This is a genomic window from Gordonia sp. OPL2 (assembly GCF_003797825.1).
Classification (GTDB): domain Bacteria; phylum Actinomycetota; class Actinomycetes; order Mycobacteriales; family Mycobacteriaceae; genus Gordonia.
On the sequence record NZ_RKME01000033.1, the window covers coordinates 1 to 15957 of the forward strand.

General features: G+C 66.5%; 17 protein-coding genes. 8 read left to right on the forward strand and 9 right to left on the reverse strand.

Annotated elements, in window-relative coordinates; genetic code table 11:
- Positions 1-215 precede the first annotated feature (215 nt).
- The gene (locus tag EEB19_RS22745) at positions 216-1133 is read left to right on the forward strand and encodes a hypothetical protein (protein ID WP_187589597.1); all 918 of its coding nucleotides are present in this window, start codon (positions 216-218) and stop codon (positions 1131-1133) included.
- Between the two features lie 99 nt (positions 1134-1232).
- Here the strand turns inward: EEB19_RS22745 and EEB19_RS22750 are convergent, their stop codons facing one another.
- From EEB19_RS22750 to EEB19_RS22760, 3 genes are all read right to left on the reverse strand, one after another.
- Positions 1233-2078, reverse strand: a complete 846-nt coding sequence (locus tag EEB19_RS22750) for a class I SAM-dependent methyltransferase (protein WP_187589598.1) — start codon at positions 2076-2078, stop codon at positions 1233-1235.
- Positions 2079-2093: 15 nt separating this feature from the next.
- Complete coding sequence (locus tag EEB19_RS22755; protein WP_187589599.1) at positions 2094-3173, reverse strand: trans-aconitate 2-methyltransferase; 1080 nt, start codon at positions 3171-3173, stop codon at positions 2094-2096.
- Positions 3174-3334: 161 nt separating this feature from the next.
- On the reverse strand, positions 3335-3889 hold the full coding sequence (locus tag EEB19_RS22760) for a 2'-5' RNA ligase family protein (protein WP_187589600.1): 555 nt from the start codon (positions 3887-3889) through the stop codon (positions 3335-3337).
- 148 nt (positions 3890-4037) lie between these two features.
- Between EEB19_RS22760 and rpsA the strand changes: the two genes are divergently transcribed.
- The 3 genes from rpsA (at position 4038) to coaE (ending at position 8189) form a co-directional block, all read left to right on the forward strand.
- Entirely contained in the window at positions 4038-5501 is a 1464-nt protein-coding gene (gene rpsA, locus EEB19_RS22765; protein WP_187589601.1) for a 30S ribosomal protein S1, read from the forward strand.
- A gap of 126 nt (positions 5502-5627) precedes the next feature.
- Entirely contained in the window at positions 5628-6890 is a 1263-nt protein-coding gene (gene aztD / locus EEB19_RS22770) for a zinc metallochaperone AztD (protein ID WP_187589602.1), read from the forward strand.
- Between the two features lie 111 nt (positions 6891-7001).
- Positions 7002-8189, forward strand: coding sequence for a dephospho-CoA kinase (gene coaE, locus EEB19_RS22775; RefSeq protein ID WP_187589603.1), 1188 nt, complete (start codon positions 7002-7004; stop codon positions 8187-8189).
- A 12-nt stretch (positions 8190-8201) separates the two neighbouring features.
- On the opposite strand, the gene EEB19_RS22780 is transcribed toward coaE, so the two are convergent.
- Positions 8202-8684: a hypothetical protein gene (locus tag EEB19_RS22780; protein ID WP_187589604.1), complete on the reverse strand. Its 483-nt coding sequence runs from the start codon at positions 8682-8684 to the stop codon at positions 8202-8204.
- Between the two features lie 215 nt (positions 8685-8899).
- Here EEB19_RS22780 and EEB19_RS22785 point away from each other — a divergent pair, with 215 nt between their 5' ends.
- The 4 genes from EEB19_RS22785 (at position 8900) to EEB19_RS22800 (ending at position 11428) form a co-directional block, all read left to right on the forward strand.
- On the forward strand, positions 8900-9310 hold the full coding sequence (locus EEB19_RS22785) for a hypothetical protein (RefSeq protein WP_187589605.1): 411 nt from the start codon (positions 8900-8902) through the stop codon (positions 9308-9310).
- A 34-nt stretch (positions 9311-9344) separates the two neighbouring features.
- Positions 9345-9947: a hypothetical protein gene (locus EEB19_RS22790; RefSeq protein ID WP_187589606.1), complete on the forward strand. Its 603-nt coding sequence runs from the start codon at positions 9345-9347 to the stop codon at positions 9945-9947.
- A gap of 195 nt (positions 9948-10142) precedes the next feature.
- The gene (locus tag EEB19_RS22795) at positions 10143-10565 is read left to right on the forward strand and encodes a hypothetical protein (RefSeq protein WP_187589607.1); all 423 of its coding nucleotides are present in this window, start codon (positions 10143-10145) and stop codon (positions 10563-10565) included.
- 395 nt (positions 10566-10960) lie between these two features.
- Positions 10961-11428 carry a hypothetical protein gene (locus EEB19_RS22800; RefSeq protein ID WP_187589608.1) on the forward strand — a complete coding sequence of 156 codons (468 nt, stop codon included), beginning with the start codon at positions 10961-10963 and terminating at the stop codon, positions 11426-11428.
- A 6-nt stretch (positions 11429-11434) separates the two neighbouring features.
- Here EEB19_RS22800 and EEB19_RS22805 read toward each other — a convergent pair whose 3' ends face one another.
- From EEB19_RS22805 to EEB19_RS22825, 5 genes are read right to left on the reverse strand one after another with little or no spacing between them, the layout of a single operon-like run.
- Entirely contained in the window at positions 11435-11968 is a 534-nt protein-coding gene (locus EEB19_RS22805; protein WP_187589609.1) for a DUF402 domain-containing protein, read from the reverse strand.
- Between the two features lie 20 nt (positions 11969-11988).
- Entirely contained in the window at positions 11989-12489 is a 501-nt protein-coding gene (locus tag EEB19_RS22810) for a hypothetical protein (RefSeq protein WP_187589610.1), read from the reverse strand.
- The gene (locus EEB19_RS22815; RefSeq protein ID WP_262365865.1) at positions 12486-13688 is read right to left on the reverse strand and encodes a Dyp-type peroxidase; all 1203 of its coding nucleotides are present in this window, start codon (positions 13686-13688) and stop codon (positions 12486-12488) included. The genes EEB19_RS22810 and EEB19_RS22815 overlap by 4 nt, the downstream gene beginning before the upstream one ends.
- 25 nt (positions 13689-13713) lie before the next feature.
- Positions 13714-14280, reverse strand: a complete 567-nt coding sequence (locus EEB19_RS22820) for a copper chaperone PCu(A)C (RefSeq protein ID WP_187589612.1) — start codon at positions 14278-14280, stop codon at positions 13714-13716.
- A complete protein-coding gene (locus EEB19_RS22825; protein ID WP_187589613.1) occupies positions 14277-15863 on the reverse strand; it encodes a PepSY domain-containing protein in 1587 nt (528 codons plus the stop codon). The genes EEB19_RS22820 and EEB19_RS22825 overlap by 4 nt, the downstream gene beginning before the upstream one ends.
- Positions 15864-15957 lie beyond the last annotated feature (94 nt).

Below are 15957 nucleotides of genomic sequence, written 5' to 3' on the forward strand. Positions count from 1 at the left end.
CCTTGAACCCGATCGGAAACGACCGCTTCCCGGTCCGAGTCCGACCCACCGGCACACTGATCTCCACCACTCACTCCGTTCCCCACACCCCCACCAGCTGTCTCACGAACAGGCTGGCAGGGAGCGTGTGTTTCAAGGTGATGTTGAAAAGGAGGGGTGGCTGTGTCAGGCGTCAGTGAATGGATCCACATGGGGACCTGGTGCGTCCAATTCTCATGGAAGATCTGTCGCTCATCACCCACGCCATGGCTCGGCCCGAGCTCCTTGCTCGAGGCTTCACGGACTACGAGCTCCGACTCGGCACCGAGTCGGGGACGCTCACCACTCTCGCCCGCGGTGTGGTGATCTCCACGGCCTTCCTCGACGGCACCCGGGAGCAGCGATATCGCGAGCTCTCGATCGCGCGTCTCCGGACGTCGCGCCGTCCGGGGCGTGCACTCGCAGCCGGGTCCGCCGGTGCCGTCCTGGGGCTCCCGGTCTGGGGGATCGATGTCCGCCAGGTCGTGATGGTCGATCCCTCACGCTCACCCGGATCGCGGGCGTCGACCGGTGTGAAACTCATGACGGACAAGCGTCCGCCGGCGCTGACGATGGTCGACAATGTGCTGGTGACGTCACCGGCACGCACGGTCATCGACATCGCTCGCACAGCGAGTCGGGTCCCGGCCATCGCGATCGGCGATTCCGCACTGCACCAGGAGTTGTGCACCATGAACGATCTGCAGAACGAGCTGGACCTGATCACGAGAATGACCGGGGCCGAGAGAGCTCGCCTGATCGTCTCGGAGCTCAACGGTCTCGCCGAATCCGTCTTGGAGTCGCGTAGTCGGGTCGAACTGATCGACCGCGGCCTACCGATGCCAGAACTGCAGGTGAATCTCTACGACAGCTGGGGACGATGGATCGGACGGGTCGACTTCTACTGGCGTGAGCAGAGGACCGTCGGCGAGGCCGACGGAGAGTCGAAGTACAAGGGCGAGAGCGGGATCGCGGTGCTCCGCAAGGAGAAGGGTCGCTCCGACGCCATCGTCGAGGCCGGCAACCGCGTCATTCACTGGGGATGGTCCGACGTCGATCAGGCCGACGGTCTGGTCGCGCGGGTGCGACGGCTGATGGAGCTGCAGGCTGCCTGAGGTAACCACCCTCACTCTGTGACATCACCCGGCTTCACAACCTGTGTGGTGTTCGAAACTACGGGTATCTGCGCAAACTCGACCCCGACCGTAAGCCCCTCACCCCTTCCGGCAACAGAAGATGGCCGTCCCCGGGAAGTACTGACCGCGGAAGGGACTCCACTGGCCCCACTCCTGGTCGAAGCCCTCGGGCCACTCGGGTTCGATGAGGTCGTCGAGAATCATTCCGGCCGAGCGGATCTCACGCACGCGGTCGCCGACGGTGCGGTGGTGCTCGACGTAGGTGATGGCGCCGTCGTTGTCGACCTCGGTGTAGGGGGTGCGGTCGAAGTAAGGGATCTGCACGATGAGGCCGTCGGGACCCGGGTCGTCGAGGAACATCCAGCGCATCGGGTGATTGACCGCGAACACCCATCGGCCGCCGGGCCGCAGGACCCGCGCGACCTCCGCCATCACCCCGGCGCTGTCGGCGACAAACGGTACCGCGCCGAACGCCGAGCACACGACGTCGAACGACTCGTCGGCGAAGGGGAGCGACTCGGCGGTCGCCTGCACCAGTGGGACTCGTACGCCGTCGGCGGCCATCGCTGCCAGCCCGATCCCGAGCATCCGCCGCGACAGATCGACGCCGACGACACGTGCGCCCTGTCCGGCGAGCCAGCGGGAACACGGAGCCGACCCGCAGCCGACCTCGAGGACGTCGCGATCGGTGGTGTCGCCGAGGAGCCCGACGTCTGCCTCGCGCAATCCCTCCGGACACCAGACGAAGTCGCCGCCGGCCGCGTTGGTACCCAGGAACTCACCGTGCTCGGCGTGGTAGTTCTCGGCGTCGTGGTCCCACCACCAGCGGTTCGCCCGGTCGCTCGTGGTGGAGTCGACGGCGGTCAGGACGCGTGGCGGCCGGACCGTCCCGACATCGTCGTGCCGGTCGGGGTCATCGTTCACGTGGTGATCATAGGGTCACCGGGTGAGCTCGTAGAAGCGGAAGAACCCGAAATCCTCGATCGGCAGCACCGACATCGTGGAGAAGCCCGCATCACGCGCATATCTCTCCAGGACCGAGCGTCGCATGACGGTGCCCGTCGCCGCCGACGGCGGCGAACTCATCGAGTCCGGCAGGCACACGAACACCGAGAAGCCGTACATGATCTTGTCCAGATCATCTGCGGGACCGGTGAATTCGTCCGACACGGCCTCATCCATCACGACCATGGTGCCGCCGGGCGCGAGCGCTTCCCGCGCCGCCGACAACACCTCGACCGGCCGTGGCATGTCGTGCAGGCACTCGAAGGCGAACACGACGTCGAACGGTCCGTGCTGCAACGCGCCCGAACCGTCGGCCAGCACGAAGTCGACACGGTCGCTGACGCCGGCGTCGGCCGCCGTGCGCCGCGCCATGTGCACCGACTCCTCGTCGACATCGAGCCCCACGAAAGTCGCGTCGGGATAGGCCTGCGCGAGAGCCACTGTCGAATGACCCCCACCGAAGCCGACGTCGGCGATCCGCGCCCCCGGCGTCGACATCCGTTCGTGGAGATGGTCGACGCAGGCCAGCGCCGGCGCCAGTTCGCGATCGAACCACGGCTTGTTCAGCGCGGCCTGACATTCGCGGGCATCGGCGCCGAGTTCCGCCCAGCTCACCCCGCCGCCGGATCGGTACGCCGCGAGCAGTTCGGGCAGGTGTACGAACGACGCGGCGAACATCCGCGGGAGGGTGCCGAGGTAGGCCAGGCTCGATGTGTCGGTGAGCGCCTCGGCCGCTCCCGGAGGCAGCGAGAACCGGGGTGGCTCCTGGGCGACGTCGGCGTCGACGATGCCGTAGGCCGACTGCATCTCGAGCCACTCGCGCGCATAGCGGGCGTCGGTCTCGGTCAGCGTGGCGAGCTCGTCGGCGGTGACAGGGCCGTGGTCGACGAGACAGCGGTACCAGCCGAGTCGTTCACCCAGATAGATGCTCATGGTCTCGGCAGTGGCGATCGCGGACGAGAGAATCCGTTCGGCGAACGCATCGGCGGTGGAGGTGTCGGGTGCTGTGGTCATGAGGTGACCATGCGACGGCGAGGTCTCGAAATGTCTGTCGGATCGGTCAAGGATCGGGCGCAGTCCCGACAAACAGATGACGCGCCGAACAGATGACGCGCCGAACAGATGACGCGCCGAACAGATGACACACCGGATCGATGAAAATCGCCGACGACGGCTCAGCAGGCTCGGCCGGCGAGCACGTACTCGGTCTTGGCGTCGCCATCCCAATGACGCAGTCCGACGGCGTGCCCCTCGATGGTCGCGCGGGTGTCGAGCACGGCGAGTGCGCGGGTGAGTTCGTCGGCGGTGAGTCGTCGAGCCAGCGTGACGTGCGGGGTCCAGTGCCCGGGCAGGCTGTGGGGCATCAGCGCGGCGCCGGCACCCGAGTCGTCGACGAGATGATCGGCGCCCAGACGCAGCGTCTGTGCGTGCACCGACAGCAGCTCGGTCGACGGCACCACCAGTCGCGCGAGTGTCAGGCGGTCGGCTCGGCCGAACAGGATCGGCGCGCCGAGGAGAACGGGCACGGGCAGCCGCATGCCGACGGGCACGAGGGCCGCGTCGGCCGACGCAGCGATGTGGCCGGCGGCGGCGAGCGTGACGTGTGGTCGATTGCTGGGGGCGCGGTGGGCGCTCTGATTCGGCAGTCCGGCAGCGGCCAAGGCGTCCCACTCGTCACGAACCTGCTGGTCAGAGGGCTCGTCCAGAAGCAGTTCGAGCGAATGAACCACCTGGTCACCCTTCATCGTCACAGCTATTTGCCCAGTACAATGCCGCTGGAGTACGCTGGCTCACGCGCGTGTGCTCGACTACACGCTGTTCATACGTGCAATCAGAAGAACTTTACCTACTACACACCTGTCCGGAGCAACTCAACATATGTCGTCCCCCACGATCACCTCGCCGCAAGTAGCCGTCAATGACATCGGCTCGGCCGAGGACTTCCTCGCCGCCATCGACTCCACGATCAAGTACTTCAACGATGGCGACATCGTGGAAGGCACCATCGTCAAGGTCGATCGCGACGAGGTTCTGCTCGACATCGGTTACAAGACCGAAGGCGTCATCCCGTCTCGCGAACTCTCGATCAAGCACGACGTCGACCCCAACGAGGTCGTCAACGTCGGTGACGAGGTCGAGGCCCTGGTCCTCACCAAAGAGGACAAGGAAGGCCGCCTGATCCTGTCCAAGAAGCGTGCGCAGTACGAGCGCGCCTGGGGCACCATCGAGGAGCTCAAGGAGAAGGACGAGGCCGTCAAGGGCACCGTCATCGAGGTCGTCAAGGGCGGCCTGATCCTGGACATCGGTCTGCGTGGCTTCCTCCCGGCATCGCTGGTCGAGATGCGTCGCGTCCGCGACCTCCAGCCGTACATCGGCAAGGAGATCGAGGCCAAGATCATCGAGCTCGACAAGAACCGCAACAACGTGGTCCTGTCGCGTCGTGCCTGGCTCGAGCAGACCCAGTCCGAGGTCCGCAGCGAGTTCCTGCACCAGCTGCAGAAGGGCCAGGTCCGCAAGGGCGTCGTGTCCTCGATCGTCAACTTCGGTGCGTTCGTCGATCTCGGCGGCGTCGACGGTCTGGTGCACGTCTCCGAGCTCTCCTGGAAGCACATCGATCATCCGTCCGAGGTCGTCGCCGTGGGCGACGAGGTCACCGTCGAGGTTCTCGACGTCGATCTGGACCGCGAGCGTGTGTCGCTGTCGCTCAAGGCAACTCAGGAAGACCCGTGGCGTCAGTTCGCCCGCACTCATGCGATCGGCCAGATCGTGCCGGGCAAGGTCACCAAGCTGGTGCCGTTCGGTGCGTTCGTCCGCGTCGACGAGGGCATCGAGGGTCTGGTCCACATCTCCGAGCTGGCCGAACGCCACGTCGAGGTGCCGGATCAGGTTGTCGCCGTCGGCGACGACGCGATGGTCAAGGTCATCGACATCGACCTCGAGCGTCGCCGGATCTCGCTGTCGCTGAAGCAGGCCAACGAGGACTACACCGAGGAGTTCGACCCCTCGAAGTACGGCATGGCCGACAGCTACGACGAGCAGGGCAACTACATCTTCCCCGAGGGCTTCGACGCCGACACCAACGAGTGGCTCGAAGGCTTCGAGAAGCAGCGTGAGGCATGGGAGGCCCGGTACGCCGAGGCCGAGCGTCGCCACAAGATGCACACTGCGCAGATGGAGAAGTTCGCCGCTGCAGCCGCCGAGGCCGCCAACGCCCCGTCGGACTACTCGTCGGCATCCGAGAGCCGCTCGAGCTCGAGCAGCAGTGCTCCGTCGACCGGCGGTTCGCTCGCCAGCGACGAGCAGCTCGCCGCTCTGCGCGAGAAGCTGTCGGGCAACGCCTGATACGCACACCGCAGTAACCACTCACCGCTCCCCGGTTCGGATTCCGAACCGGGGAGCGGTGTCTTGTGTGCGTACCCATTCATGCGCTGTTGACAATAATTATCATTAGCCGCTTCACTATCCTGCGTGCATCTACAACGGACAAACCTGACACGGGTCGCCGCGCTGCTGGTCGCGTCGTCCTTCGCGCTCACCGCCTGTGGTTCCGACAGCGGGACGGACAGCGCCACGTCGGCCACCAGCAGCGGCACACCCTCCGGCTCTGCCGCGGCGCAACCCGTCGAACAGCAGAGCGCCACACCGCGTCTCGCACTCAGCTACGACGGCGGCATCCTCGTGCTCGATGCCGACAACCTCGAGCAGGTCGCCGACATCCCTACCGAGGGCTTCATCCGGCTCAACAGCGCCGACAACGGGCGCAACGTGTTCGTCTCGGAGACAGGTGGCTTCCGCGTGCTCGACATGGGCACGTGGACCCGGCAGCACGGCGACCACGGGCACTACTACACGACCCAGCCGACGATGACCGACATGCGCTTCGGGGGTGAGGAACCCGGTCACGTCGTGCCGCACGACTCGCGGATCACCCTGTTCAGCGACGGAACCGGCGAGGTCGACGTCGTCGAGCCGGCAGAACTGCTGCGCGGCAATGCGAAGTCGACCGAGTACACCGTGCCGGAACCGCACCACGGCGTCGCCGTCTCCCGCGGCGACGGCACCCTGGTGACCACGGCCGGCAACGAGGACACCCGTACGGGCATCGTCATCCTCGACAAGGAACGCAACGAGATCGCCCGCAACGACCAGTGCCCCGGTGTGCACGGTGAGGCCGCAGCCGCCGACGGGGTGCTGACGTTCGGCTGCCAGGACGGCATCCTGATCGTGCGGGGCAACGAGATCCAGAAGGTGCAGAGCCCCGACGCGGGCTACGGCCGCATCGGCAACCAGGCGGGCTCGGAGGAGTCGCCGATCGTGCTCGGCGACTACAAGACCGACAAGGACGCCGAACTCGAGCGGCCGAATCGCTTCACCCTCACCGACACCCGCACCGGCCAACTGCGCGTCGTGCCGTTCCCCGCGAGCTACAGCTTCCGGTCCATCGAACGCGGACCGAACGGGTCGGCGGTCATCCTCGGCACCGACGGCGCGCTGCACGTGTACGACCCCGCGACCGCTGCACCGATCCGCACCATCCCGGTGATCCCGGCGTGGACCGAGCCCGACGAGTGGCAGTCACCGATGCCCAACGTCCACGTGCAGGACGGCGTCGCCTATGTCGCCGACCCGACGGCGAAGACGATCACCGCTGTCGATCTGACGACGGGGGAGAAGAAGGCGCAGGCCGACCTGCCGCAACCGACCATCGAACTCACCGGCGTCACCGGCTGATCCACCTCCGACGACCGCACGGCTGACTCCAACCGCGCTGCGTACGGTTCCCGCGGCCTCCATCCCGAGGTCGCGGGAACTGTCGTCGCATCGTTTGCGAGACTGGTCGGTGTGATCAGACTGGGGCTGTCCGGCGGCATCGGTGCCGGCAAATCGACGGTGGCGAAGACCTTCATCGAGCGGGGCGGCTATCACGTCGACGCCGACAAGATCGCTCGTGAGGTGGTCGGCCCGGGCACCGAGGGCCTCGCGGCACTCGTCGAGGCATTCGGCGACGACATCCTCGCCGCCGACGGCACGCTCGATCGGCCCGCTCTGGCCGCCAAGGCCTTCGTCGACGACAAGCAGCGGCAGAAGCTGAACTCGATCACCCACCCACTCGTCGGCAAGCGCACCCAGGAACTCGTCGAGGCCGCCCCCGACGACGCCATCGTGGTGCAGGACATCCCGCTGCTCGTCGAGGGCAACATGGCGCCGTTCTTCCATCTCGTGGTGATCGTCCACGCCGACGCCGAGGTCCGCGTGCAGCGACTGACCTCCGCCCGCGGCATGCCCGAGAGCGACGCCCGGGCCCGCATCGCCGCACAGGCCGACGACGAGCAACGTCGCGCCGTGGCCGACGTCTGGCTGGACAATCACGGATCGCCGGATAATCTCGCCGCGGCCGCCGCAACGCTGTGGGACGAACGTCTGGTCCCGTTCGAGGCGAACATCCGCTCACGCACGGTCGTACGGGCGCCCCTGACCCTCGTCGACCCCGACCCGGAGTGGGCTGCTCTCGGCGCCCGGATCGTCAACCGGCTGTGGGCGATCGTCGGCGACAAGGCGTCGGCGATCGATCACATCGGCTCGACGGCCATTCCGGGCCTTGCGGCGAAGCCGACCATCGACGTGCAGATCACCGTCGCCGACCTCGACGTCGCGGACGGACTCGCCGACACACTGGCCGACGGTGGTTTCCCGCGTGTCGCCGGCATCGACGGCGACAACCCCAAGCCCGACCCGTCGACCGGTTCGGTCGATCGGGGACTGTGGGGCAAGCGCTTTCACGGCTCGGCCGATCCCGGCCGTCCGGTCAACGTCCATCTCCGCGCCGCCGACTCTCCCGGCGGACGCTTCGCGATCGACTTCCGCGACTGGCTGCGCGCCGACGACGCCGCCCGCGACGAGTACGCACAGATCAAACGTGCCGCCCTCGACGGCGCCGATGGCGACCTCGACCGCTACGTCACAGCCAAGGAACCCTGGTTCGACGACGCGTATCGCCGCATCGCCGTCTGGAAAGAGTCGCGCGACTGAGCAGGCGACTCATCACCCGAAGTAGGCAGCCAGACGCCGATGCCGGTGCCGGAACAGATGGCCGATGAACCACACCAGAACCGGCGTCACAGGGCGTAACGGCAGGCGCGGCCGGAACTGCAGCGTGTCGACGACGTCGGTGCCTCCCGACGCAGCGGTGCTGAGTCGCCGTTCGTGGTGCCAGACGCTCATCGACGCCATCGATGACTCCTCGCGGAATCCGGTGCCGGGACTCAGGTCGACGATGGTCAGATCGTCGTAGTCGACGGGCAACATTCCGCCGTAGAGGATCATCACCTTGCCGATCGGGACACCCACCTCGATGTCGGCGATCGTCTTGCCGCGGTGCCGGCGAGGCAGGACCATCCGCATGTACGGCATGAGCTCGTCGTTGATGCCCTCCATGCTCGCGACTCGGGCCCACACGTGCTCGATCGGCGCACCGATCACGGACCGCTGGGTATGGGTGCTCAGCTCCGCTTGCCGCGCGCTCATCGCCCGAGCGTGGCAGGTGGAGTCGCGGCAGGTCAAGGCGCTGCTTCGGCCGGTTCGGGATGCTCCACGGTGATTGCAGCGAACAGATGAACTCTGAGGACACATGTGCCCAGAAGGCGGCACTGAGTTCCACTTGCGTCGGCATCCTTTGCTAGCGTGAAGCGCGACCAGTAGGTGCGACCTACATCACTGCTCTATGTCGAGGGAGAACAGCCATGGGTGCACGTTCCAAGGGTCGCGTCGCGGCCGCCAGTATCGCTTTCGCCAGTGTTGCTGCCGCAGGGGCCGTCATGGCCGGGCCGGCGAGCGCGGCGGTCAGCGACATCCAGATCGACAACTCCGCCCTATTCGGCTCGGTCGGTGAGCAGCGGTACGGCGCGGGGTGTGGGTACGGCGTGATCGCCACCGCCGATCCCGATTCGCAGGTTTCCTTCACCATCAACGGCAACAACGCCGGTACGTTCAAGGCCGAGGGTGGCAAGGCCACGCTGCCGTGGTTCCCGGTGGCGCCGGGCAAGTACACGATCGTCGCCAAGCAGGGCGCCGAGGACCCCGGCAAGTCGACCGGTGAGATCACCGTCGGTGTGGGCGTTTACACCGGAAGTTCCTGCCTCGTCATCGGATGACACTGTCACGCCAGGTCACACGTGGTCGAAACGCGTGAACTCTTGGCAACCTCGTCGCGATATCGGGATACAACGGTTGCCGATTCGTGATTTCTGTGAAATACCTAAAGGTGCGGTCGCGATCGTCGGGATGCGACCGGTACAACGAAATGCCAAGGGAGACCAGCACATGGCTGTAAGCAAGACCCGCCGCACCCGTATTCTCGGTGCCGCCACCGCATTCATCGGCGTCGGAGCAGCAGGCCTGGTCATGGCTGCACCGGCAAATGCCGCAGTGACCGGCCTGTCTTGGGATGGGCCGTCGGGATATGGCTCGTCTGAGGGTGCTCGGGGCACGAGTTGCCTGTATGGAATCACTGCTAAGGCCACTAACGGTGGAGACGATGTCACATTCACCGTTGCACGGGACGGCGGCGATTCCACTACGGCTGACGTCGAGGTGGAGAACGGCGAGGCCGCTTACACCTTCAAGCCGACTGTGCCGGGTAAATACACGATTACCGCCGCGCAAGGTGCCACCGCTCCGTACACGCTCACGACCGAGGTCAAGCAGGGCATCAACCTCGACGTGGGCCCGGACACCGGCTCGCTGGAGATCGTTTCCCCGCTGCAGGCTGCCTGCCTCGTGATCGGCTAAACCTCAGATCTCACCACAACGGGTGTTGCGGACCAACGGTCCGCAACACCCGTTGTGTTTTGTCGGCCTGAAAACTAATGCACCGCAAGCAGTTTGCGTTTCCGAACCCCTGGGTATCCTCCCTGGTGTTTGTTACGTTCGATGGGAGCGGACGTCAGTTCCGTTCTGAACGCGAGGAACAACGGAAAGGACATCATGACCATTTCCACCAGTCGTATCGTCGGAACAACCGCTGCGTGCGCGGCGATCGCCGCTACCGGGTTCGTCATGGCCGCGCCCGCGAATGCCGCCGTCAGCGGTCTGACGCTTCAGGATCAGTCGGGTCCCGGGTCCGTGGAGGGCGTACGGGGAGTCGGCTGTACCTACAAGGCGGAAGTGAATGTCGATGCCGACACCTCGATCGTGACGTTCAAGGTCGACGGGCCCGGCAGTGCGGACAGCGAGACGAAGGTGACGCCTGCTGATGGCAAGGCGAGCTTCGGGTTCAAACCCACGATCCGCGGCAAGTACTCGATCACTGCGGTCCAGGGATCCAGCACCTCAAATGCAGTCCCGGCCGAGGTCGGCGGCAACGGCATCCAGATCGACCCGGAGACATGCCTGGTCCTCGCGCCCTGACGCCTCATCATCGCGCCTCTGCCTGGAACCGGCTGATGGCGCGCATCACGGTCACCTGAGAGCGTCGATAAGTGGATAATCCACTTATCGACGCCCTGCGGTGACCTTCATGCGGGCGCGTCCATGTACGCGCCCAGTGCTCATCGACGCGGTCGAGCAGGCTGCCTCGTCACGACACCTTGACCGTTCCCACACCATTCAGCCCGGGCGCTGCGGACTCGTTCCGTGGCGCCCGGGCTGAGGCATGTCGCCTGCTCGCCAGGCCGATGATACAAACTGACAACGTTTGTAACCCAAATTGCCCCGAACGCCGCCCCAGCGCTGCTAACGTTCCTTTCGCGCCCGTCGGGGGCGACGTCCGTAACGAGACGAAACGTCGAAGAGTGGGGTAGTCCATGCTGAGTCACCGAAGTCGTATCACCGCGCGATCGATCTGCGCCGCAACAGCATTCCTGGCAGTCGGCGCCGCGGGTGCCGCGGCTGCTGCTCCCGCGAACGCAGCCCTTGCGGGCATCGCCGTGCAGACCCCCGCGGGTTACGGATCGTCGAGTGGCTCCACCAACTACAACGTGTACGGCGCCGGCTGCGCGTACGAACTCGAGGTCATCGTCAACGGCTATCAGTCGTCGAAGTCCAACCTGAAGATCACTTCCGTGGGCCAGAGCAGGACAACGACGATCTACGACAAGAAGCCGACGTCGACCGCTGTCAGGCCGATCTGGCGGCCGAGTGCCCCCGGACGTTATGTCTTGACGGCCACCCTCGACGGCGTCACCAAGACGCGTTCGGTGAACGTCGGAACCGGCGTCCAATTGCCCGGATTCGTCCGCGGCGGTGCATGTTACGTCGTCCCGATCTACTGATCGCGCTCAGCCGGCAGGCCGGTCGAGAAAGGACACGAGTCCACCGGCCGCCACGCTCAGCCACCGCTGGATGTCGTGGCCGTGCTCGGCCGCGCCGACCAGCGCGCGGGTCGCGATGGCCACTGCTTCCTCGCATTCGGCAGTGCCCAGCAGGCCGGCCGAGTGCGCCTCGAACAGTTCGTCGACGTCGATGAGTTCGAGCGGATGTCCGGGCACGTCGACGAGGTCGAGGTACCAGTCCTCCGCGTACCACCGACCGTCGCCGTCGGGTCCGGTGAAACGGCCGATGTCGAGGTAGAGGCGCTGCCCATCCCGATAGCCGCCGAGGTAGTGGAAGATGTTGGCGCGCAATCCCAGTGACGGCAACAGCCATGACTCCAACCGGTCGAACCGGGGGTGATCTGCGGTCCGCGACATATAGAGACCGTGCTCGGTCACCTCATACCGTTCGACGACGCGGACGAAGCCCTTGTTGTCGGTGTTGGTCATCGCCGGCACGTCGAAGACCTCACGTTTCGGCGGATGCAGATGCTCCGGCATGGGTGAACTGTAGCGTCGATTCAGGGTGGGGGCCGTTGTCGCCGAGAAGCCGTCGTCAGCGGCCGTCCGGCGACCACCGGGCCCCACAGGATCGCGGTGGTGACGGTCCACGCCCAGAGCACGATCAACGCCGGTGTGACGGGTGGCCGAGAGTCCGGCAAGGTGTTGTGCGACCAGATGGCGAAGACATCAAGGACCGACGACAGACCCGCGCAGTAGAAGGCACCGCATGCAGCCGTCCACCGTCGGGTCGCCAGCGCGACCGCAGTACCGAGCACCGACGCGACCGCCGCCACGGTGGCGATACGCATCACTGCGGTGGCCGTCGTCGAATCCGTCAGGTGCGCCAGGACCGACAGGGCGGTGACGTCGCCGACCAGCGGTACGGCCAGGGCCAGCGCAGAAGCCGACAGGCAGGCGATCAGCAGCCGACGACGCCACCGACCTATCACAGACTCGCGTGTGATCTTGTCCTCGATCTCGGACAGCTCGCGCCGATAGTCGTCGAACACGTCGCTCATCGGCCGTGGTCCAGGAGCGACTGACCGAGGTAACCACCCTCTCCCACGCCGGGTGGGATAGCGAAGACCGCGGACCCGATGGGCGTGATCCACTCGTTGAGCGCATCAGCCTCGGCCAGACGTTGCTGCACCGGCACGAACTGGGAGTCGATGTCCTGCTGGTAGGCCGTGAAGATCAGCCCGGCGTCACTGGTGGCTCCTGTGGGTGGCGGGTCGTCGTAGTTGTAGGCCCGCCGGAGGAACCGCTCCCGTGGTGTCCGGTGATGAGCGCGCGCGATGTGGGCGTTCTCCGGGATGACCGGAATCCCGGCCTCGGATGCGGTGAAGTCCGGGTCGTCGTGCTCTGCGGTGCCGGTCAGCGGAGCACCGGTGTCCTGGCGGCGTCCCAGGCTCAGTTCCCGTCCGCGTGGGTCGAGTTCGTCCCAGGTGTCCAACTCGATCCGGATGCGGCGCAGCACCATCGTCGTGCCACCGGCGAACCATGGCTGATCGCCGCGGTCCACCCAGACCAGGCCATCGAGGTCGGGTCCGGGCGAGGGGTTGACGGTGCCGTCGACCTGACCCATCAGGTTGCGCATCGTCGTCCCGTCGGGCCGGGCGCCGCGTGCGGTGCGAAAGCCGTGCTGAATCCAGCGGATTCGGGTCAGCGACCGCACGTTCTGCAACAGCACGCGACGAGCGTGGGCCAGCGTCGTCGGATCATCGCAGCCGATGTGCAGCAGCAGGTCACCGCCGCTCCACCGCGGGTCCAGCCGGTCAATGACGAACGGCGGCAGCGCCTTCACCGACGACGGCCGCCGATGGGTCAGACCGACGCGATCGAACAGCATGGGGCCATAGCCGACCGTGACGGTCAGCCGCGACGGCGAGTGGGCGAGTTCGGGCTCGGTGTCGGCCAGGGCCGGCTGCCCGGCCGTCAGACGCGAGGCGTCCGCCGTCCACAGTCGCATGATCGACATTACGTCGTCGCGGGTGGCCGCGGGCAGGAGATCGAGGGCGACGAACACCGCGTGTGCCTGCGGTGTCGTCTCGACGCCTGCCTGATGGTCTCCATGGAAAGCTACAGTGTCACTTCCGAATCCGGAGGAGTCAGCGGTGGCCGAGACCGTCGCCGCGGTCGCGAAGGAACCTGCGGCCGCGCCCACTCCGGCAGCGCCGAGCGCGGCGGCGCCCCCGGTGAGGAGACGCCGCCGGCTCACGCCGGTCCGGTTCGGTGGTGTCCGGTCAGGCACCCGACTGCTCAGACGTCGACGGTGCAGGCGAATCACCACCGTGTCCGGGACTGTACTTCTCGTCGGCACCGGGGAAGTCACGTGCCTGGGCGGTGAACGACGTGGTCAAGCCATCCGACAGGCGCAGTTCCACCGAGACATCCTGACCCGGGGTGATCGCCTGCGGCAGATCGAAGAACATCAGGTGATCGCCACCGGGGGCCAGGGTGAGCGTGCCCCGGGCCGGGATCACCAGCCCACCTTCCTTCTGCCGCATGGTCATCGCACCCGACTCCGAGGCGACGACCTCATGGAGTTCCATCCGTCCGGCGGCCGGCGACGACGCCGACACGATGCGGATGTCCGTGTCGCTGGAGTTGGACAAGGTGCCGAACGCTGCCGTCATCTCACCGGCGGGAGCGCCTTTGACCCACTGGTCGGCCATCGTCAGCGAATCCGCCGATGAGGCGTCGTCGTCGGAGGAACTGCAGGCGCCGAGCAGCGCTGCGGCGACGACGAGGAGGACGGCGGTGACGATCGATCGGGTCGCGCGGGTGAATCGGGACGTCGAAATGGTCATGAGTTGTCCTTTGCCGTGGCGTCGGAGGTACGCCCGAGAGTGGTGTCGGTGGGTGCGGTGCGTTTCGTCGGTGGCCGGCGACGTCGACTCATGACGGCACCGATGGCGACGTCGAGCACGAGGAAGGCCACCAGGGTGATCCCCAGCAGCGGCAGGAACCAACCGACCGCGACGGCGGCGACAGCCAACGCGATCACGCCCACGACGGGAGCCCGGCGAATGCCTCCGCGCAGCGGCGGACGGCCGACCGCCAGTGCCGAGCCACGTGTCGGTCGGCGCTGCCACCACATCCGGTAGCCGCGAATGATGATGGTGATCAACACGATTGCGACGATCAGCAACAGCAGTTGGTTGAGCAGACCGAACAGGGTGCCCATGTGCATCCGAATGCCCCAGTCGGCGAGTTTCGCCATCAGCGAGTAGTCGCGGGAGTAGTCGACCGTCGCGGTGACCTGCATCGTCGTCGGATCGATCGCCGCGGAATCGGTGGTCAGCCGATAGGGCTTCGCGACCTCCGACACGCTGATGGCCTGGCCCGCCTCGGTGGGCAGGGTGATCTCGATCGGCGCCTGGACGCCTGCCTGATCAGCGGCCCGGGCGACCTGATCCAGATCGCCGACGGATCCACCGCCGGACGACGGCTGATGTGCTCCGTGGGCGGCATGCTCGCCACCGGAAGCGGCGTCGTCCCCGGCCAGACTGGTCGACAGCGAAGGCCGCTCCCAGGACATCGCCGAGCGGAGCTCGGTCACATGTTCGCCCGCGTACGGCGACCAGGTGATCCCGGTGGCCGACAGGAACAACAGCATCACCAGGATCCAGACCCCGGTAGCGCCGTGCCAGTTGAGTGTTCGTGCACGACCCGTCACGGACCGGTCGACGCCGAGGAGTCGGCCACGGCGCCCTCGTACGCGGTCTTTGCGGAACTTGGCCCACCACAGGAACAGTCCGCCCAGCGCGACCACCCACAACCATGACGCGGCGATCTCGCTGTACAGATTGCCGATCGGGCCGAGATGGAGATCTCGATGGAGCACGTCGACCCAGGTGGAGAACGGAAGCGAACCCATCCAGGAGGTCTCGGAACCGAGCACACTCCCGGTGTACGGATCCACGAAGACGGCTCGGAGATCCTCGGCGCCCAGACCGGGGTCGGCGAAATGGATGCGGGTGGAGGCGGTCGACGTGGCAGGCGGCTGCACCGACACGACCGTCAGGCCCGGATAAGCGGACTGAGCGGCCGACACCTGCTCGGAAAGCGGAAGCTGTGCGCCACCGGTCTGCTCGACCGTCAGGACGTCGGAGTAGACGACTTTCTCGATCATCGGCGACATCGCGTAGAGCGCGCCGGTGATCGCGGCGATCAGGATGAACGGGCCGACCAGCACCCCCGCGTAGAAGTGCAGACGGAGCATGAGCGGTCGCCAGCTGCGCGGCGCCGCATGCGGACGATCGGGCGGGCTCGGGACGCCGGGGTCGGCGACCCGGGTGTCGTTCCGGCTGGGGGAGTCAGGGGTGATCAGGTCACCCGGGGCGGTGTGCGGTTCCGGCGGATCGCCGACACCCGTACTCGTGGAAGACATGAGTGATTGGCCCTTTCAGGGCAGGAGGTTGATGCGGTGTGACCGCAGGGGCCCGCACCCTGAGCCCACGATGCGATTCGGAAGGCCAGGGCGC

Coding starts and splice junctions, on each gene's coding strand:
- EEB19_RS22745 (WP_187589597.1), top strand. CDS start 216: ATGGAAGATCTGTCGCTCATCACCCACGCCATGGCTCGGCCCGAGCTC.
- EEB19_RS22755 (WP_187589599.1), bottom strand. CDS start 3,173: ATGACCACAGCACCCGACACCTCCACCGCCGATGCGTTCGCCGAACGG.
- rpsA (WP_187589601.1), top strand. CDS start 4,038: ATGTCGTCCCCCACGATCACCTCGCCGCAAGTAGCCGTCAATGACATC.
- EEB19_RS22780 (WP_187589604.1), bottom strand. CDS start 8,684: ATGAGCGCGCGGCAAGCGGAGCTGAGCACCCATACCCAGCGGTCCGTG.
- EEB19_RS22785 (WP_187589605.1), top strand. CDS start 8,900: ATGGGTGCACGTTCCAAGGGTCGCGTCGCGGCCGCCAGTATCGCTTTC.
- EEB19_RS22795 (WP_187589607.1), top strand. CDS start 10,143: ATGACCATTTCCACCAGTCGTATCGTCGGAACAACCGCTGCGTGCGCG.
- EEB19_RS22800 (WP_187589608.1), top strand. CDS start 10,961: ATGCTGAGTCACCGAAGTCGTATCACCGCGCGATCGATCTGCGCCGCA.
- EEB19_RS22805 (WP_187589609.1), bottom strand. CDS start 11,968: ATGCCGGAGCATCTGCATCCGCCGAAACGTGAGGTCTTCGACGTGCCG.
- EEB19_RS22810 (WP_187589610.1), bottom strand. CDS start 12,489: ATGAGCGACGTGTTCGACGACTATCGGCGCGAGCTGTCCGAGATCGAG.
- EEB19_RS22820 (WP_187589612.1), bottom strand. CDS start 14,280: ATGACCATTTCGACGTCCCGATTCACCCGCGCGACCCGATCGATCGTC.
- EEB19_RS22825 (WP_187589613.1), bottom strand. CDS start 15,863: ATGTCTTCCACGAGTACGGGTGTCGGCGATCCGCCGGAACCGCACACC.